Annotated in this window: 11 protein-coding genes; 3 read left to right on the top strand and 8 right to left on the bottom strand. The window is 59.4% G+C overall.

Going from position 1 to position 15,332, the window contains the following annotated elements:
• Window positions 1-127 precede the first annotated feature (127 nt).
• The 4 genes from ahpC to secA form a co-directional block, all read right to left on the bottom strand.
• On the bottom strand, window positions 128-691 hold the full coding sequence (gene ahpC, locus NAV32_RS16360) for an alkyl hydroperoxide reductase subunit C (RefSeq protein ID WP_256053858.1): 564 nt from the start codon (window positions 689-691) through the stop codon (window positions 128-130).
• A 204-nt stretch (window positions 692-895) separates the two neighbouring features.
• Window positions 896-1,837, bottom strand: coding sequence for a Nudix family hydrolase (locus NAV32_RS16365; protein ID WP_256053859.1), 942 nt, complete (start codon window positions 1,835-1,837; stop codon window positions 896-898).
• Window positions 1,838-1,984: 147 nt separating this feature from the next.
• Entirely contained in the window at window positions 1,985-3,202 is a 1,218-nt protein-coding gene (gene argJ / locus NAV32_RS16370) for a bifunctional glutamate N-acetyltransferase/amino-acid acetyltransferase ArgJ (protein ID WP_256053860.1), read from the bottom strand.
• A 251-nt stretch (window positions 3,203-3,453) separates the two neighbouring features.
• The gene (gene secA / locus NAV32_RS16375; RefSeq protein WP_256053884.1) at window positions 3,454-6,189 is read right to left on the bottom strand and encodes a preprotein translocase subunit SecA; all 2,736 of its coding nucleotides are present in this window, start codon (window positions 6,187-6,189) and stop codon (window positions 3,454-3,456) included.
• Window positions 6,190-6,428: 239 nt separating this feature from the next.
• Between secA and NAV32_RS16380 the strand changes: the two genes are divergently transcribed.
• The 3 genes from NAV32_RS16380 to NAV32_RS16390 all read left to right on the top strand — a co-directional run bounded on the left by NAV32_RS16380 (window position 6,429) and on the right by NAV32_RS16390 (window position 7,855).
• A complete protein-coding gene (locus NAV32_RS16380) occupies window positions 6,429-6,890 on the top strand; it encodes a DUF721 domain-containing protein (protein WP_256053861.1) in 462 nt (153 codons plus the stop codon).
• A gap of 125 nt (window positions 6,891-7,015) precedes the next feature.
• A complete protein-coding gene (locus NAV32_RS16385) occupies window positions 7,016-7,480 on the top strand; it encodes a multidrug transporter (protein WP_256053862.1) in 465 nt (154 codons plus the stop codon).
• Between the two features lie 111 nt (window positions 7,481-7,591).
• The gene (locus NAV32_RS16390; protein ID WP_256053863.1) at window positions 7,592-7,855 is read left to right on the top strand and encodes a YebG family protein; all 264 of its coding nucleotides are present in this window, start codon (window positions 7,592-7,594) and stop codon (window positions 7,853-7,855) included.
• Between the two features lie 35 nt (window positions 7,856-7,890).
• Here the strand turns inward: NAV32_RS16390 and NAV32_RS16395 are convergent, their stop codons facing one another.
• The 4 genes from NAV32_RS16395 to NAV32_RS16410 form a co-directional block, all read right to left on the bottom strand.
• Window positions 7,891-10,512 (bottom strand): LuxR C-terminal-related transcriptional regulator, encoded by a 2,622-nt coding sequence (locus tag NAV32_RS16395; RefSeq protein WP_256053864.1) that lies wholly within the window; start codon window positions 10,510-10,512, stop codon window positions 7,891-7,893.
• Window positions 10,513-10,748: 236 nt separating this feature from the next.
• Window positions 10,749-12,110 (bottom strand): DUF1329 domain-containing protein, encoded by a 1,362-nt coding sequence (locus NAV32_RS16400; protein ID WP_256053865.1) that lies wholly within the window; start codon window positions 12,108-12,110, stop codon window positions 10,749-10,751.
• Between the two features lie 102 nt (window positions 12,111-12,212).
• Window positions 12,213-14,075 (bottom strand): DUF1302 domain-containing protein, encoded by a 1,863-nt coding sequence (locus tag NAV32_RS16405; protein WP_256053866.1) that lies wholly within the window; start codon window positions 14,073-14,075, stop codon window positions 12,213-12,215.
• 548 nt (window positions 14,076-14,623) lie between these two features.
• Window positions 14,624-15,181: a hypoxanthine-guanine phosphoribosyltransferase gene (locus tag NAV32_RS16410; protein ID WP_256053867.1), complete on the bottom strand. Its 558-nt coding sequence runs from the start codon at window positions 15,179-15,181 to the stop codon at window positions 14,624-14,626.
• Window positions 15,182-15,332: the final 151 nt, after the last annotated feature.

Below are 15,332 nucleotides of genomic sequence, written 5' to 3' on the forward strand. Positions count from 1 at the left end.
AACATGAGCAGCGGCGCCTCCCAAAAAATTCAGAAAATAAAACGCCTGGATAAACCGCATCCAGGCGTCTGGCAATCGGGGCTGGCTGGCAGCCCCTCATGCATGCAAGGCAAATGGGCGAAAGATCTTAGATCTTGCCGACCAGGTCCAGCGAAGGAGCCAGGGTCTTCTCGCCCTCTTTCCACTTGGCCGGGCAGACTTCACCCGGATGGGCAGCGGTGTACTGGGCAGCTTTCAGCTTGCGCAGGGTTTCGCTGACGTCACGGGCGATTTCGTTGGAGTGGATTTCCACGGTCTTGATCACGCCTTCCGGGTTGATCAGGAAAGTGCCACGCAGTGCCAGACCTTCTTCAGCAATGTGTACGCCGAAAGCGTTGGTCAGCTGATGAGTCGGGTCGCCGATCAGCGGGAACTGAGCCTTGCCGACAGCCGGGGAAGTCTCGTGCCAGACTTTGTGGGAGAAGTGAGTATCGGTGGTGACGATGTACACCTCGGTACCGGCCTTCTGGAATTCGGCGTAGCTGTTGGCAGCGTCTTCGATCTCGGTGGGGCAGTTGAAGGTAAAGGCCGCCGGCATGAAGATCATCACCGACCACTTGCCCTTGAGGGACTCTTCGGTGACTTCGATGAACTTGCCATTGTGGAAAGCGTTGACTTTGAACGGTTGGACTTGGGTGTTGATCAGAGACATCTGCTAACTCCTTCGGGGTTCAGAAACTTTAACGGGGCCTACGATAACGCAGCCCACCGCATATGGTTAATTGATTAAGGGAATAATGACGATGCATTTTTACTATCGTCTTATGCCCTGCATGTCACCTCATCGACTACGACCACGGCATTGGCTGGCAATTCGCGTATGCGCAGTCTGTTCTACAGGCAGAACACTGGAGTTTCACGCCTGTGGCCAGAAAGCCCGAATCGCCGCGACGCCCTGAGCACCAGCACGCAACGCCTTCGCCACATCGCCGGAACCGAGGCCACCCAAAAGGTATGCGGGCTGGCTGAAGGCTGACAGCCACTGAGCGGCGAGGGACCATCCCAGAGCCTGCGCTTCGGGGTGCGTAGCCGTACGAAGCACCGGCGAGAGGGTGATGAAATCTACCCCCATCGCCGTAGCCAAGTCCAGCTCATGAGCATCATGGCAGGACGCCGCCAGCCATTGCCCGGATGAAACCGGTCTGCCTTGTCCAGCATGCTGCCTGAGCTGTTCAGCGGTCAGATGCCAGCCGGTTGTCGGAAATTCGGTTGCCCATTCCACCGGGCCTTTAAGCATCAGTTGGGCACGCCCGGCACAAAGAGCCGTGGCCTCAACCGCCAGCGTCCGGTAATCGGAATGCGACAAGGATGGGGCACGCAGCTGGACCAGCCGAATACCGGCATCTAGCGCCCGCACCATCCCGTTCAGCAGTTGTTCCGGCGAGCCATCGGGCGTTATCAGGTAGCGATCTGGCAGACGCGCTGCAGCAACTATCGGCCTGTTCGCCGCCGGAAAGCTGTAGCCCGACAATTGGGCCGGCTCCACCCAGGCCAGTGGCTGGCCCTCTGCGCCATGGGGCTCACCGGAAAAAGCCAACACCTGCCAGACATCCAGCAGCACCTGCTTGTCCGGGTAATCATGGCGAACCTGGATCAGCGGCTGCGCAGCCGTCACCGTGATGCCCAGCTCCTCGGCCAGTTCGCGAGCCAGCGCAGCCTCGACCGACTCGCCGGCCTCGACCTTGCCACCGGGAAACTCCCACAGTCCGCCCTGATGCTTGTCCAGCGGGCGTTTGGCGATCAGGACCCGGCCATCCACAGCCCGAATGACGGCAGCGGCAACATGGATTCGCTTCATCGTTCAGGCGTCTTCACTGGCCCGCCCGTGGCTGGCAGATTTGCATTCTGGCAGGCGCAAGCCATGCTTGCGAACCTGGCCACGCAGAGTCGTCGCGGGCATGGCCCGCTCCTACCCAAGCATCCCGCACGCCGCTGCGCCGCTTTATCAAGTCCGGTATTCGGCGTTGATACGCACGTACTCATGGGAGAGATCGGTGGTCCAGATGGTCTCACTGCAGTTGCCGCGCCCCAGCTCAATGCGAATGGTGATTTCTTCACGCGCCATCACCGCTGCGCCCTGCTCTTCGGTGTAGCTGGCTGAACGCCCGCCCTGACTGGCAATGCAGACCTCCCCGAGGAACACGTCAATCTTGCTGACATCAAGGTTAGGCACGCCGGCGTAGCCCACGGCGGCGAGGATGCGCCCCCAGTTCGGGTCGGAGGCGAACAGCGCCGTCTTGATCAGCGGCGAATGGGCAACGGCATAACCCACGTCCAGACATTCCTGGTGAGTCATGCCGCCATTGACCATGACCGTGACGAATTTGGTGGCGCCTTCGCCATCACGCACGATGGCCTGGGCAACCTCCATGAACACCTCGAACACTGCCTGCTTCAGCTTGGTAAACAACTCGCCGCTGGCCTCGGTGATTTCCGGCAGGCTCGCCTGCCCGGTGGCGATCAGCATGCAGCAGTCGTTGGTTGAGGTATCGCCATCGATGGTAATGCGATTGAAGGACTTGTTTGCCGCATCACGCACCAGATCCTGCAAGACATCGAGCGACACTTTGGCGTCGGTGGCGATATAGCCAAGCATGGTCGCCATGTTTGGACGGATCATGCCCGCACCCTTGGAAATCCCGGTCACGGTGACGGTGACGCCGTCATGCTCGAACTGCCGGCTGGCGCCCTTGGGCAGGGTATCGGTGGTCATGATGCCGGTAGCGGCTTCAGCCCAGTGATCCACGGACAAATCATCGAGAGCGGCCTGCAACGCAGCTTCGATCTTCTCCACAGGCAGCGGCTCGCCGATCACGCCAGTGGAAAACGGCAGCACCGCACTGTCTGCAACACCCACCCGTTTCGCCAGGCTCGCACAGGTGCGAAGCGCCGCCTGCATACCGGGTTCCCCGGTGCCGGCGTTGGCATTGCCGGTGTTGGTCAGCAGATAGCGCACCTCGCCATGCATGCGCTCCCGGGTGACGAGCACCGGCGCTGCGCAGAAGGCATTGGTGGTGGTCACACCGGCCACACGGGAGCCTTCAGCGCAACGCATCACCACCACATCCTTGCGGCCTGGTCGCTTGATTCCCGCCGAAGCGATACCAAGCTCGAAACCGGGAACCGGGTGCAGTACAGGTAAAGGACCAAGACCGACAGCCATGGATACGCTCCTTCAAAAGTGACGGCCCGCAGGCCGCAGCGAAAACAGGGATAAAAACGCCGCGAGCGGCAGGACCGGTCGCGGCGTGATTTAGCAGAGATAGCCGCTCGTCAGGCCGCTGGAAAACGTAGGCGAGGCAGGCAAGACAAGGCAAAAACAGGTGAGGAAGCGGAGTTTAGGTGTTCTAAATGAGCATTCCGAGCCTGTTTTTAACGCAGTATTGCCAACGCAGGTAGTTTTCCAGCGGTCTGTTATTGAATCTGCCCATGGCAATGCTTGTACTTCTTCCCCGAGCCGCAGGGGCATGGCTCGTTGCGCCCTACCTTAGGCTCGGTGCGCACCGGCGTCATCACAGGTGCAGCCGCGCCCTCGGCCTCGGACTCTTCCGGCTCTGCAAGCGCGGACACCTCGTCATGCTGGAATTGCATGCGCTGCGCCAGTTGCTCGGCTTCGCGACGCAGACGCGCCTCTTCCTCGACCGGGTCCTCACGACGCACCTGCACATGGGAGAGCACACGAATCGCATCGCGCTTGATGGATTCGAGCAGGTCCTTGAACAGGGCGAAGGATTCACGCTTGTATTCCTGCTTGGGATTTTTCTGCGCATAACCACGCAAGTGAATGCCGTGGCGCAGGTGATCCATGGTCGACAGGTGGTCCTTCCACAGGTCGTCCAGCACACGCAGCACGATCTGCTTCTCGAAGGTGCGCAGCGCTTCGGCTCCAGCCATATCTTCCTTCTCGCTGTACGCTTCGATCAGGGCCTGCAGGATGCGCTCACGCAGCGCTTCCTCATGAAACTTGTCGTCCTCGTCGAGCCATTGCTGGACCGGCAGACGGGTTCCGAAATCGCTGTAAAGCACTTCTTCCAGGCCGGCGATATCCCACTGTTCCGGCAGAGACTGCGGCGGAATATGCTGACTGATGGCATTGTCGAGCGCTTCGCGGCGGAACTCGGCAACGGTCTCGCCGATCTCGTCGGCAGCCAGCAGGCTGTTGCGCATGTGGTAGATGACCTTGCGCTGCTCATTGGCCACGTCGTCGTATTCGAGCAGTTGCTTACGCATGTCGAAGTTGCGTCCCTCAACCTTGCGCTGTGCCTTCTCGATGGCGTTGGTGACCATGCGGTGCTCGATGGCTTCGCCGGCTTCCATGCCCAGCGCCTTCATGAAGTTCTTCACCCGGTCAGAGGCGAAGATGCGCATCAGGCTGTCTTCCAGCGACAGATAGAAACGGCTGGAACCAGCGTCGCCCTGACGACCGGCACGCCCCCTCAACTGGTTGTCGATGCGCCGCGATTCATGGCGTTCGGAGGCGATCACATGCAAACCGCCGGCCTCGAGTACGGCCTGATGGCGCTTCTGCCAGTCGGCCTTGATCTGCGCGACCTGCTCCTCGGTGGGGTTATCCATCGCCGCGACTTCAACTTCCCAATTGCCGCCCAGCAGGATGTCGGTTCCGCGACCGGCCATGTTGGTGGCAATAGTGACCGCGCCTGGACGACCGGCCTGGGCGATGATCTCGGCTTCCTTGTCATGGTGCTTGGCGTTGAGCACCTTGTGTTCGATGCCTTCCTTCTCCAGCAGTCGCGACACGTATTCAGAGCTTTCGATGGTCGCGGTACCGACCAGCACCGGACGGCCATTGTTCTGGCAATCCTTGATATCGGCGATGATCGCAGCGTACTTCTCTTCCTGGGTCAGGTAGACAAGATCGTTGTAATCCTTGCGCGCCAGCGGCTTGTTGGTCGGGATGACCATCACCGGCAGGCTGTAGATCTGCATGAATTCAAAGGCTTCGGTGTCGGCAGTGCCGGTCATCCCGGAAAGCTTCTTGTACAGGCGGAAGTAGTTCTGGAAGGTGGTCGAAGCCAGCGTCTGGCTTTCCGGCTGAATCGGCAGCCCCTCTTTCGCTTCGATGGCCTGGTGCAGACCTTCAGACAGTCGACGTCCGGGCATGGTGCGGCCCGTATGCTCGTCGATCAGCAGCACCTGGTCGTTCTGCACGATGTATTCGACGTTGCGATGGAACAGCTTGTGCGCACGCAGGCTGGAATAGACGTGAGTCAGAAGCCCCAGATTGTGCGCCGAGTAGAGGGTTTCGCCTTCAGCGAGCAGTCCGGCCTGCGTCAGCATTTCCTCGACGAACTGGTGGCCCAGCTCGTTCAGCTCGACCTGGCGAGTCTTCTCATCAATGCTGTAATGCCCTTCCTGGGTAACGACGCCCTCTTCTTCCTCGATGTGCTGCTTGAGCGTCGGGATAAGCTGGTTGATCTGCTGATAAAGCTTGGAGCTGTCCTCGGCCTGGCCGGAAATGATCAGCGGCGTACGCGCCTCGTCGATGAGGATGGAGTCCACCTCATCGATCACGGCAAAATTCAGTTCACGCTGGTTCTTGTCTTCGAGGCTGAACGCCATGTTGTCGCGCAGGTAATCGAAGCCGAATTCGTTGTTGGTGCCGTAGGTGATGTCCGCCGCGTAGGCAGCGCGCTTTTCTTCCGGCGGCTGGAACGGCGTGACGATGCCGACCGACATCCCCAGGAACTCGTACAGTGGACGCATCCAGTTGGCATCACGACGGGCCAGGTAGTCGTTGACGGTCACCACGTGGACGCCTTTACCTTCCAGCGCATTGAGGTAGACCGCCAGGGTCGCGACCAGGGTCTTGCCTTCACCGGTGCGCATCTCGGCAATCTTGCCTTCGTGCAGGGTCATGCCGCCGATCAGCTGTACATCGAAGTGGCGCATGCCCATGACACGCTTGCCCGCTTCACGGCAGACAGCGAAGGCTTCGGGAAGAACCCTGTCGAGCGACTCGCCCTGAGCGATACGGGCCTTGAACTCTTCGGTCTTGCTTCGCAGCTGCTCGTCGGACAGCGACAGCATCTGCTCTTCGAGTGCATTGACGGACTGAACCGCCTTGAGCATGCGCTTGACCTCACGCTCATTCTTGCTTCCAAAGAGTTTCTTCATTAAAGGCGCAAACATATCGACAAGGACTTCCATGCTGGGGATGGAGACACGCACGCGGGGCCACCACGATAACGTGCAAAGGGAGCATTCTACTCGCAAATGCCGGTGAGAAAAGGTGCCCGCTACGCACCGGCGAAAGCCCGTCATACTGCAAAGCAATCGACCCGGCAGTCAACCCGTACTGCTTGGACGCTGAATGCCACAGGGCTTCTGCTAAGCTTGTGGCCCGCCAATGCCACCGCCGGATCACCACCATGTCGCTGCGCCCCCCGCCAGCCCGAGCGCCCGCTGCGCTGCTGCGCGAAGCAAAGCCGCTGAAAGCCTTGTTCAGCGAGGCAAGACGGCTCGATCGCCTGCAGCATCTGGTTGAACAGCAGCTGCAACCCGCTGCGCGCGAGCACTGCCATGTCGCCTCCTGGCGCGAGGGCACACTGTTGCTTATCGTCACCGACGGGCATTGGGCGACCCGCCTGCGCTATCAGGAGCGCCGGCTGCAACGCCAATTACAGGGTGTGGCAGAGTTCAGCGGCCTGAACCGCATCCTGTTCAAGGTACAACCTCCCGAGACTCCCCGACACAAACCCGGCCCCGCCCCTGAGTTGTCCACCCGGGCGGCAGACAATATCCAGGAAACCGCCCGCGGCATCAGGGACCCCAAACTGAAAGCTGCCCTCGAACGGCTCGCCAGCCACGCACGGCCCGCCGAAGACGACTGAGACAAACATCTCGGACCCGCTTTGCTGCCGCGCACTGATTCGCAACTCAACGATGCCAGCGGTAGGATGTCCACTGACTCATCGAAGAACGAGGTCACGATGCTCGACATGACAGGCATCTCAGGATGCTGATCGGCGCGCTGCTCATCATTACCTGGCTGATCCTGCTGATCCGCTACCCCCTGCGCGCGCTGCCGATTTCACTGGGCGCGCTGCTGGGTCTCGGCCTGGTCGCCGCCTGGGTCATCTGGCAGGAGCAGCAAGAAGCGGCGTTACTGGATCAACTCGAACTGCGCCTGGTCTACGCACCTGACGCCTGCCCGGCTGCCCGCCCCTTGCAGGTCACCCTCGACAACCACAGCCCCAAGCCCCTTCGCAGCCTGCGTTGGAACATCAGCGCCCATGCACCCGGTTCCACGCTGAACCTGGTCAGCTCGACTTACGATGCGCCGCAGTACGGCGGACCAGACGACCTGCAGCCTGGAGCGCGCTGGCAGTCCTGCGTGCCACTGCCCATGCTGCGCGCGGGATACCGAGCCAGCACCCTGGAATTCCGTGCCGAACGACTGCAGGGGCACTTCGCCAACTGATTTCCATGGCTGCGCCGTTTCGCCATTGGCTGCGCAAATGCTTTCCATCTCTGCACAAGCGCTTTAAGCTGTATAAAAAACCAGTATCAATACATTAAGCCGAGGTAGTGGATGGCCGTTGAAGTGGTGTACCGCAGCAGCCGGGATCTGGAGCGTTTGTTCATGGATAAAGCAGAAGCCGACCGTCACGACAAGATGCTAGAACTTGCCGAAACACTGGCGACCGTTCTGCAACAGGCGTCGCCCTCGCTGAGCGAACAGCAGGCTGAAGACATCGGCATCTTCATGGCCAGGCATCGGGAGCTGTTCGCCAAGGCGTTCAGGAACAACCCAGAGGCATTGGCGGAACTCCCCTCCCCCGAAAGTGGGACCTGAGCAGTGTTAAAGCGCCTGCTGCCATGCTTGAAAGATCAAAGCCAACCCAGCGCCTTGGCCCGCGCGACTGCCTGAGTGCGGCGTGCCACGCCCAACTTGGTGTTGATGCGCCGTGCATGGGTCTTGACCGTGTGCAGTGAAATGAACAGTTGCTCGGCAATTTCCTGATTCGAGCAGCCCTGAGCAATGAGGCGCAACACGGTGAGTTCACGATTGCTCAACATCACCTCGTCACCCACGGTCAGGGAGTCTTCCGGCTCGCGCTCGAACTGAAGAAGCCTGTCGCGCAGACGCTCGCCCTTGCCGGCAGGCAATATTCTGGCAAGCCATTGCGGCTGGCGATGCTGGAGTTCGTACAGGGGCTTGACCAGCTGCTGCCGGGCCGCCTCACCAAGCGCCCTGCGCAACTCCAGCTCCGCCTCGTCATGCCGGCCATCGAGTTGAAGCGCTTCGGCAAGGGTAAAGCGACATTCACAGGCAAGCCCCAGCCGCTGCAGACGAAGATTCTGCTCGATCAGTTCGCGCAATGTCTCGATCGCCAGCGAGCAGCGGCCAGCCAGCATATCGATCAGCGCCATATAACGCTGCACGCGCGGCAGCAGCTCGTAGAAGCCGGAAGGGGCAATGTAGGAGTGCCCCTCATAAAGCTCCAGCACCTGATTCAGTACCGTACGGGCCTTTCGCAATTGCCCCTGATGCAGCCAGGTTACCCCGGTGATCATCGGCAGAATCCCGCGGAAGCGTGCTTCCGGCACGTGCCGCCACTGTGTCAGCCGCTCCGCCTCGCGCAGCCAGTGATAGGCGCTGGGAAATTCCTGATTGCGCGCAGCCAGCTCGGCCAGTCCCGCATAACCGAAGAACATGTAGGAATCGCCACAGGTCTCGGTCTCGATCCGACCTTGCTGAAAAGCTTCCCGGGCTGGCTCGTCCAGCCCCTGATAGGCCAGCAGATGCCCTTGCAGCAACTTCAACCGGCCAATGATCGGGCTGTGCCCAACGCTGTCGCGCAGCACCATGAGTGATTCATCGAGCACTCCCACGGCGCGCTCGAACTCGCCTGTAAGCTCCAGAAGCTGTATGCGATCAACGCTAAGCATCATCTCGTACAACACACTGCCCTTGAGCCGTGCGAGCTTCATGCCTTCACTGTTGTACTGCTGCGCCAGCTCAAGCTGACCCTCGGCCATCGCCTGCTGGCAGAGCGCCTGATAGCAGAGGACACGTTGCGCCCAGGCATGATCCGACAAGACTTCCAGCGCCTGTAGACAGTAACCCCTAGCCTCTGGCTCCCCGCGCAGCCGCGCCAGAAAGCCTCGCAGCGCCTGCCACTGCGCCAGCAACTGAGCCTGGCGCCGCGCATCGGGCTGCGGGAAAAACTTCGCGAGATCGGCCAGACAATCGTCCACTTCGTCAAGCCTGGCTGAAACGATCAGGGCCCAGCCCTGCAGCACGATCAGCCGTGTGGTGCTGGCAAACAGGTCCTGCGGCAACTCGCTGCGCCACTTCAGGAAATGCGAAACATTGTCGCCGATGAGCAGTTGCTCCTGCCCATAGCGCTGCAGGAAATTGGCCGCCACCTCCGGCTGTCCCGCCCACAGGGCGTGCTCGACCGCCTCACGCATCTCCCCGCGATTGGCGAACCACTGGCAGGCACGCAAATGGGTCTGGGTCGGCGAGAGCGATTCCGACATGCGCTGCAGCATCAGCGCCAGCGGTCGCCACAAGCGAAACCATTCACCGCAGTTGTCGATCTGGCGAATGAACAGCTGAGAGGTTTTCAACGCGTCGAGAATGTTGCTGCCGGCCCCATCAAGCACATGCTCGCACAGCTGCGGTGAAAATCGCGGCAAGCGCGCCAGCGCATACAATGCCTGACAAATCTCGTCGCTCTGCCCCTCCAGCACCTCGCGCTGGACATAATCCCTGAGCAACGGCGTGCCGGCCTGCAGACGCTCGCGCACGGCCTGTTCGTCGGCATTGAACAGCAGCAGGCTGACCCCCGCCAGCCAGCCTTCGCTACCCACCATCAACTGCTTGAAAGTATCTTCTGTGAGGTCCAGGCGATGGGCCTTCAATACCTGCCTGAGCTCGCCGGCTGTCAGCGCCAGCGCCTCACCCTCCAGCTCAAACAAATCACCTTGCAGCAACAGCCTGGGCAGCTTCCACACGGGCTTTCGCCGGCTGCTGACCCACCAGCTGACCGTTTCGGGGCCTTGCTCAAGCAACATATCCAGGCAGGCATCGAATGCCGGAGCCACCTGCCTTGGATAGTCATCAAGCATGATCCACAAGGGTTTCCGGGAGGCATTCAGCAGACCGAGCAGGTCCTGCTGAATATCCTCGGTCGCCGCTGGCAAACCACCCATGTTCCGACTGAGCTGCGAGTAAAGCGCCTCGGCAGTAAATGGGCGACCACCCAGATCAAGCCAGACCAAATGTGTATCGGTCGGCACCCGGCGGGCACACTCGCTCAGCAGCACACTCTTGCCAAAACCCGCTGGCGCGCAGATCAGGCGCAGCCGGCAACGGGCCTCCAGCAAGGCATCTACCAAACGTGACCTTGGAACATGCACGGGAGGCAGGCGTGGAACAGTCGCGACCTGAACCTGCGCAGCGGCTTCCGTGCTGATCGCGCCGAGATTGAAGCGGACGGACATGGTGAGGCTCTCTTGTTCGTATCTATCCATGAGAAAGCAAGAGCGCAGCCGTCGGGATCTCGCCCTGTCGTAGCGCCATTGCGCTCACAACGCTGCACGATTCCGTACCTTTTGTCGACTCGCAGTGGCGATGCAAGCTTGTCCGCCCTGTTTATTGGCCAAATAACATCCTTATATCGGCGAAATAAAAAAGGCGGCCATCTGGCCGCCTTCCTTCACCTCAGGATGTTTCTTGATCAACGCACCCCGGCGTTACGCAATGCGGCGGGTGTGAAGTCCCGCGCTGTAGCACGATGGCCGTATGCCCACGGCTTCTCTTCGTTGGCCATACCGATTGCGATATAGCGTCCGGAAATGATGTCGTACAGCGCTTCAAAGGCGTATGCCTGGGCCTTGTGCTGGTAGTACTGCAGCATATGGGCCTCGCCTACACGCCACAGCTGGCCGCGGCCGTCATAGAGTTCCGACTGAACGATGGTCCAGCTGTCCTCATCGATGAAGAAGCGACGCTTGGCGTAGATGTTGCGCTCGCCGCTCTTGAGCGTTGCCTCAACTTCCCAAACGCGATGCAGCTCGTAACGCGCCAGGTCCTGGTTGACGTGACCTGCCTTGATGATGTCGCTGTACTTGATATCGCTGGAGGCAATCTCGTAGCTGTTGTACGGAATGTACATTTCCTTCTTGCCAATCAACTTCCAGTCGTAACGATCCGGCGCACCGCTGAACATGTCGAAGTTGTCGGTGGTACGCATGCCGTCGGAGGCGGTACCCGGACCGTCGTACGCCACCTGCGGCGCGCGGCGGACGCGGCGCTGACCGGCGTTGTAGATCCACGCCTGGCGCGGCTCCCTCACCTGATCCAACGAGTCATGAACCAGCAGCACGTTACCCGCCAGACGCGACGGTGCGGTCACGCGCTGCTTGAAAAACAGCAATGCGTTCTTCGCGCGCTCGGGATCCAGGTCGGTCATCTCCGACGGAAAAGCCACCTCATCCTCGAAGTGCACCATGGTGTAGCTGCCATTGGTTTGCGGTGTGGCCTGGGTGATGTTGCGGCGCACGTTGCCGCCGCGGTAGCGGGTGATGTGGTTCCACATCACTTCAAGACCGTTCTGCGGAATCGGGAAGGCGTAGTAACGGCTGTCGGTGAAATTGCTCACACCGTTGCCACCCTCGACCAGCTCGGTGTTTGCCGCGCTCTTTCTGGCTGCCTCGTAAACCGCGTCAGGTACCGCCGAAGTGCGATGGGTCGGGAATACACGAATCTTGTAGCTATCCGGATAGCGCTGGAACATCGCCATCTGGCCTGCGGTGAGCTTGTCTTTGTACTGCTCGGCGTTCTGCGCAGTGATGACGAACTTCGGCTGCTCATCCTTGAAAGGGTTGGTCAGATGGCCGTTCTTGAGCGGCGCTGCATCGGTGCTCAGACCGCCGGTCCACGCGGGGATAGTGCCATCGGCGTTACCCGCCATTTCGGCGCCCAGCGGCGTCAGCGAAGTGCCGAGTTTGGCGACCTCTTCCGGTGAAACGGCAGCCATCACGCTACTTGCCAGCAGCGAGAATGCCAGGACGCTGAACAGTTTTCTTGTTGTTTTCATAAATTTCCAGTTCCTCTAGATCTTGTTTGGCCGCAGCCTTGCTTATACCTGCATCTGCCGATGCGCCGTTAGTGGCACATCGGCAGGGATAGCAAAGGCTCCTTAGAAGTTCACGCCGACGCTGAAGGCGAGGAAGTCACGGTCAACCAGCGTGTTGTAATCACCACCAAAGAAGTCGGTGTAGGACAGGCTGGCGGTGTAGGTGTTCTGGTAGACGGCATCCAGACCGATGCTTACGGCCTTGGCGCCTTCATTGAACAAACCGTTAGGGCCGTAGCCGTCGACGTCATGGGAGAAGGAAATATTGGGTGTCAGGTTAACGCCAGCGAATACGTTGTTGTAATCAGCCAGTGCGCGCAAGCGGTAACCCCAGGAGTTGGCGGTTACGAAGCCGTCCCAGCCGTAACGGGCCGCAGATTCGAAGTTGTTCGGTTCAATACCCGCTGGCGAGCCGTAGATCGCATCACGCCCATAACGGATATCCCGCTTGCTTTCCAGCCCGCCAACGTGCGCATAGCCAATTTCACCCACAACTGTCACACGCCCGGCGCCCAAAACCTGATCGAAGAAATGGGTGAAGGTCGTCTGGATCTGGGTGATTTCCTTGCGGTTGTAACCTCGGTTATCCTGTCCAGCCAGAGCCATAGCTCCTGCCGTATTGCCAACCGCAAGCGCCCCGCCAATACCCGAAGCCAGAGTGAAAGTAGTATCCGTAGTATTGATTTGCACCGGTGCATTCGGACGATAGCTGACTTCACCTGACCAAGCAGTACCTGTTGGAAGAATGGTGGAGAAGCTCAGGCCGTAGAGCTGGATATCCTCAGGGTATTCGAGGTAATACTGACCACGGCCAAGCAAAGTGCCAAGCAACCCTGCACGACTGGCTGCAGCAATAGCAGTAGCATTACCCCCAGCAAGAGCCGTAGCAGTACCCGCAGCAGTAGCCGCAGCACCCGCAGCCATAATTCCGGCCCGGTCTGTATTCTGCATGCTCAGGTTCGGAGTGCGGCTGTGATAGTTCATGAAGTAAGCACCGTACTCGGTGGAATCACCAAGCCAACGCAGCGCCAGACCGAACTGCCCCGAATCACGCGCGTCACGGTCCCCTCCACGAGGGACCATCAGCCCCTCACTGGAAGTTGTTACACCGTAGCTCCCAAGTAGTGCTCGATCTTGCGCCCCGAGTCCGTCGAGAATGTAGTAATTGCTATCGCAGCCATCTGCCGCCACATCGTTACTGGCAAAGAAAGTACCGCAGTTATCAGCGATCGTCTGGTCCCACTCCAACTGATAGAAAGCCTCCATGCTCAAGCGATCGCTCAAGCTTTGAGACACATACAACATATTGACCGGAATCAGACCTTCCTTGATTTCTGCTCCAGGACGGCGAAACGCAGCAGCATCGAGAGGGTTTATCGAGTTGATCGAGTTACCAATAAAGGTACTTTCACCCCAGCTCACCACCTGACGACCGATCCGCACCGTGCCCGGCAGGTCACCCAGCGAGTAATTGTGGTAAAGGAAAGCGTCGAGAATCTGCGCGCCGGAGGATTGCGCAGCCTCTTTGCGATTGCTGTCGCTGATGTCTTTGAACAGACGGTTTTCGTCCTTCAGTTCGAAGTCATACCAGTATTTACCGCGGATAAAGGCACCGCTATCTCGGTAACGCAGTTCAAGGTCATGCACACCCTTGAAGATCTTGGAGAAGGTTTCGCCTTTTTTGAAGTTCAAGCGGCCATCATCACCTGTCTGGGTATAGCCACTGCCACCGTTTGACTTACCCACCAGATCCATATCCCGGTCAGCCATGGACCAGCTGGCACCCACGGACATGGAAGAATCGAACTGCCCCTCGATTTCCCCGATATTGAAATTGACTGCGTAAGCCGGTGCAGCAGTGCCCAGCGCAACGGCAAGGGCCAGTGTCTTGGGCTGGAAGAATCCTTGCCTTGTTGTTTTTGTCATGAGGCGCTCCTGGTTGGTTCGAAGTACGCTCCACCCTAACCAGACGGCGGCAAGGGGTTAAGCGCACTAAGGTTTGATTTGCTTTGTAATCCTTTAGTGCTAATAGCCTTACCAGCAAAGGGCTTGAAGGGTGTTTGACAGGACAGTGCCGTATTCCCCGCCGTCAGGCTATCCGAGAGATTAGTCGCCCGCAGCGCCCGTGCAAGTCCCGTTACAGAGCCATTGCGGCACCATTCAAGGGAAAAACCGGATAACGGTGGTTTGGTAAGCCTGCCCAAACATCCAAGCGGCGTTATGGCAGTAAGCGGGGCCTGCCAGGCACGACTTTGGTCGCAAGTGCTCGCGCACCGAAACGTTACCCCGGCTCGGCACTTGAGATGAAAGGAAACAACCGTAGGATGGAATCGCCGCAGGCGCTTCCGTCGTTAACCGCGAAGGGCTAAGGGCCTGGCAGGTAGATGGCGACTGCACCTGCCGCCCCGGATTACGCCTTCGGCTAATCCAGCCTACTCCTTCCCAATAGCGGCTCAGCCGCAAGCATTTGCGGGTTACAGCCCTTTCACCGCATAAATGCCGGGCGCGTTGCGCCAATAGCCCTTGTAGTCCATGCCGTAACCGAACACGTAGCGATCCGCACAGTTCAGCCCCACGTAATCCGCCTTCAGATCCGGACGGGCCTTGCGCTGGTGATCCTTATCCACCAGCACGGCGGTATGCACGGCGGAAGCACCGGCATGGCGGCAGAAGTCGATGATCGCACCCAGGGTATGCCCCTCGTCGAGGATGTCATCGATGATCAGCACATCACGGTCGATAAAGGAAATTTCCGGCTTGGCCTTCCAGAACAGCTCACCGCCACTGGTCTCATTGCGATAGCGCGTGGCGTGCAGGTAGGACAACTCCAAGGGGAAATTGAGCCTGGTCAGCAGCTTGCCGGAAAAGATCAGGCCGCCATTCATCACGCAGAACACCACAGGGTTACGCTCGGCCAGGTCAGCATTGATTCTGCTCGCGACTGCCTCGATGGCCGCTTCAACCTCGGATTCGGCATGCAGGCAATCAGCTTCAGCCATGACTTGGCGGATATGTGCAAGATCGACGGACATAGCGATGCTCCAGAACGGTAGTGAGCGGAGCAGCCCGGTCGGCTGCGCCTTCAAGGGGCGCGACGATACCGATGCCAATGCAGGCAGAGCAAGTGCCGTTCGACACAAAACAGGCTGTTGAAAAACCACCTGCGTTTTAAACGGCCCTATA

The organism is Stutzerimonas stutzeri (assembly GCF_024448695.1).
Classification (GTDB): Bacteria; Pseudomonadota; Gammaproteobacteria; order Pseudomonadales; family Pseudomonadaceae; genus Stutzerimonas; species Stutzerimonas stutzeri_T.